Source organism: Bradyrhizobium sp. MV1.5, assembly GCF_055807615.1.
Window position 1 is genome coordinate 1 of record NZ_JBVVPL010000018.1, and the last position, 3,414, is coordinate 3,414.

Annotated in this window: 3 protein-coding genes; 1 reads left to right on the forward strand and 2 read right to left on the reverse strand. The window is 65.2% G+C overall.

All coding sequences use genetic code 11. The features are described 5' to 3' along the window. Positions 1-784 (reverse strand): polysaccharide deacetylase family protein (locus tag AC0L2J_RS18215; RefSeq protein WP_473392738.1); only part of this gene is annotated, 784 nt, incomplete at its 3' end. 189 nt (positions 785-973) lie between these two features. Next, positions 974-1,747 carry a polysaccharide deacetylase family protein gene (locus tag AC0L2J_RS18220; protein WP_007611363.1) on the reverse strand — a complete coding sequence of 258 codons (774 nt, stop codon included), beginning with the start codon at positions 1,745-1,747 and terminating at the stop codon, positions 974-976. 116 nt (positions 1,748-1,863) lie between these two features. On the opposite strand from AC0L2J_RS18220, the gene mgtE reads away from it, so the two are divergent. Beyond that, on the forward strand, positions 1,864-3,285 hold the full coding sequence (gene mgtE / locus AC0L2J_RS18225; protein ID WP_473250820.1) for a magnesium transporter: 1,422 nt from the start codon (positions 1,864-1,866) through the stop codon (positions 3,283-3,285). Positions 3,286-3,414: the final 129 nt, after the last annotated feature.

Below are 3,414 nucleotides of genomic sequence, written 5' to 3' on the forward strand. Positions count from 1 at the left end.
CGTGCACGATTCGATAGCCGCGCGTCTTGAGATCGCGGATGATCTTCGGCAGCGCCGCCACCGTGCGGGCCTGGATGTCGTGCAGCAGCAGGATGCCCTTGCCCTTGGCGTCAAGCCGCTGCATCGCGAGCTGATAGACGCGATCGGACGACACATGGCGCCAGTCGTCGGCCGGGAAATCGGCGCTCCAGACCTGGATCCCGCGCGAGATCAGAAGGTTCTCGACGCCGTCGGCGCGCATCAGGCCGGGAATGCGGAAGAACGGCGCGAGCTTGGACGGATCGGTCATTGCGGCCGATGTCCACTCGATGCCGCCATCGATCTGCGCCTCGGCCTTGTCGAGCGGCATCCGGTCCATTGTGAGCGGATGCGTCATGCTGTGCGTGCCGACGGTGTGGCCCGCCGCGACGAGCTTGCGCACGCCTTCCGGGTTCGCCTTGGCCTGTTCGCCGATGATGAAGAAGGTCGCCTTGATGCACTCGTCGGCGAGGATCTGCAGCACCTGGTTGGAATATTTCGGCAACGGACCGTCGTCGAAGGTCAGGACGACTTCATGGTCCTTCAACGGCAGCGTCTCGCGGTACTGCATGGTGCCGATGCGGGGATGCTCGTGCGGATCGACCACGAGCGTGCGGGAGGTCCCGAGCGCGTCCGGATGGCCGGGGCAGTCGGCTGCAATGGCCGGCGAGCCGATGGTCAGGACACCCAAAAATCCGCCGAGGAATCCGCCAAAACAAAGGACGATCCACGATCGCGTCCGGGCAACAACGCTACTTCCGATCATGAACCCCGTCTGCCCTCTTACGCGATTGCCGCCATAGTAGGTCGGAGACATCAGCAAACGGTTCAGGCGCAAGAATGCTACCCAGAACCCTGCCGCGACAAATCCCCTCGATACTTGCATGGCGTAGCATGAACAGACTGTTAATAGGGCCCAAATCACCCCATTTTGCACCGGCGTGACATTCCGGCATCAACGTGCGTCGGCATTCTTCTGTGATGTGCCCGCCGGCACGACGTGAACCACCCGATAGCCGTTCTCCCTCAGATACCGCAGGAAGGCCGGCATGATCGCAGCCGTGCGCGCCTTGGGATCGTGGAACAGGATGATACCCTTGCCGGCGGCGGCGAGCCGCTCGGTGACGAGCTTCAATTCCTGCTCCGGCGTTATCTCGTTCCAGTCGCTGGCCCACAGGTCAGCCCCGAACACCACGATGCCGCGGGACTGCAGCAGGTCGAGCTCGGCTTGCGTGGCCTCGAAATAGGGAAACCGGAAGAACGGCGTCGATGGTGTCGTCGTTGAGGTGCCGTGCAGCGCCATCTCGTCGGCGGCAATGCCGCGGTCGATCTCGCTCTTCGCCTTGTCGTGCGGGATCCGCGCCATGAACGGATGCGAGAAGGTGTGGTGGCCGATGCTGTGGCCCTCGCCGGCGATGCGCTTGACCATCTCGGGGTATTCGGAGGCGTGCAGGCCGATCAGGAAGAAGGTCGCGCGCACGCATTCCTGGGCCAGCGCCGCCAGCACCTTGGACGTCGTCGGCGGATACGGTCCGTCGTCGAAGGTCAGCACGACCTCGTGATCGGCGAGCGGCAAGGTCTGCGGAAAGCTCTTCAGGCCCACGCGCGGCGTGGTCTTGGCGTCGACGCTCAGAATGCGGGAGGTGCCGAGCGCGTCCTTGCGCGGGCACTCGGCGGCTTCAATCGAGGCGATGCCGGTGAGGGCGGCGAGGGCGGCGCCTGCCGCCATCGAGGCCCACCTCAGTCGAAGCATCTTTGTCATTGCGCTCAGAGTTGCCTTGTGGGTATTGCCTGAACCAACAGCTCAGACCACTCGTTCCAACCTGTCGGACGGCGAGGCGCGCCATGGATGAACATCTGGACGGTGCCGCGTTTGCCGCGGAATCGGTACTCGACCACGTGCCGATGCGCAATGAAGACGGCGAAATTCGTCACGAATTCGTCGCGGAAATTGCCCATGCGATCGAGGCCGGCGACAGCGCCGCGCTGCGCGCCTGCGTTGCCGAGCTGCACGAGGCCGATCTCGGCGATCTCATCGGGGCCCTCGAGCCCGACGATCGGGTCCGCCTGGTCGAACTGACGGGGCGCGATTTCGACTTCTCCGCGCTGAACGAGCTCGACGAGGGCGTGCGCGAGGAGATCCTCGAGGAACTGCCGCCGCAGACGGTCGCGGAAGGTGTGCGCGAGCTCGAATCCGACGATGCAGTCGAGCTGCTGGAAACGCTCGATCAGGCCGATCAGGAGGAGATCCTCGAGAAGCTGCCGCTCAAGGAGCGCGTCGTGCTCGAGCGCAGCCTGCTTTATCCGGAGAACTCCGCCGGCCGCCGGATGCAGACCGAGTTCATCGCCGTGCCGCAGGATTTCACCGTGGGGCAGGCGATCGACTACATGCGCGAGACGCCGGATCTGCCCGATCGCTTCTACGAGATCTACGTCGTCGACAAGGAGCAGCACTGGCAGGGCGCAGTCTCGCTCGATGTCCTGCTGCGCGCCCGCCGCCCGGTGGCCCTTGCCGAGCTGACCGACGAGGATCGCCGCCGCGTCTCCGTCCTGGAGGACCAGGAGGAGGTGGCGCGCATGTTCGGCAAGTACAATCTCGTCGCAGCCCCGGTACTCGACACCCAGGACCGCCTCGTCGGCGTCATCACCGTCGACGACGTCGTCGACGTCATCGAGGAAGAGGCGGACGAGGACCTCAAGGCGCTCGGCGGCGTCAACAGCGACGAAGAGCTGTCCGACACCGTGTTCACCATTGCACGCGCGCGGTTCAACTGGCTGCTGGTCAATCTCGCCACCGCCTTTCTGGCGTCCTCCGTGCTCGGCCTGTTCGAGGGCCAGCTCGAGAAGATGGTGGCGCTCGCCGTGCTGGCGCCGATCGTCGCAAGCCAGGGCGGCAATGCCGCGACCCAGACCATGACGGTCGCGGTGCGGGCGCTGGCGACGCGCGAGCTCGGCTCCTCCAACGCCTGGCGCGTCGTGGTGCGCGAGGGCCTGGTCGGCCTCGTCAACGGTCTCGCCTTTGCCGTGATCACGGGCATCGCCGCGGTGGCCTGGTTCAGGATCCCGGGCCTCGGCCTGGTCATCGGGCTCGCCATCATCGTGAACCTCTTCGCCGGTGCGCTCGGCGGCATCCTGATCCCGATGGCGCTCGAACGTGTCAGGGCCGATCCGGCTGTCGCCTCCGGCACGTTCGTGACAACGGTCACCGACGTCGTCGGCTTCTTCTCCTTCCTGGGAATTGCGACGTTGTGGTTCGGGTTGAGGTAGGAGCTGTTGAAATCCGTAGCCCGGATGGAGCGAAGCGCAATCCAGGGACGGCGTTCCCGTGGAAAGTCGCCCCCCCCTGGGCGGGCGGCCGAAGCCGGGTGGCGGCCGCAGGAGTTATAAGAACAGTAA